The 530-nt window shown below is 39.4% G+C and carries 1 protein-coding gene; it reads right to left on the reverse strand.

The genetic code is table 11. The features are described 5' to 3' along the window. A partial coding sequence (locus tag ACYU8I_RS18890; RefSeq protein ID WP_460843893.1) for a hypothetical protein occupies nucleotides 1–472 on the reverse strand: 472 nt, incomplete at its 3' end. Nucleotides 473–530 lie beyond the last annotated feature (58 nt).

A 530-nucleotide genomic window follows, 5' to 3' on the forward strand; every position in this document is an offset into this window, starting at 1 on the left:
CTTGCGTATTTTCCAGCACAACTGATTGATCTTGAAAAGGCAATACTTGAGAAAAGCGGTTTTTTTCATCTTCTAACCGATATTGACGATGACTTAATTCTTTCCACGTACCGCTAAAATATTGTTTTTCATCGTCACGCATGTTTCGACCAATGTGTAATTGTTTACCTTTAAAATGAACTCGATCTGCTAGAAAATCAGAGGCAATAACGCCGGCTTGTTCAGGCCAATTCACCATAGAAATCAAACTGTCATAGCCATCATTTAGCAATTCGCCAGGTACATAATCTGATACCGCCACACTCTGAACTTCTACTCCAAAACTCGTCAACACTCGTTGTAAAGCATCCACATCATTTTCTTTTTTCTCAGCAATATTCAAGCTGTCATAGACAAGTAAGACATGTTTACTTGGTGCAGCCAGCGCCGGTTTGGCAAAGCCACAAAAAACGAAAAAGAGTAAGAAACACACCCAGCCAATAAGATATTGTTTATTTTTCAATTCCCTCTACCTCCCCAATGACTTGTGG

This window comes from Nocardioides marmoraquaticus (genome assembly GCF_054777915.1).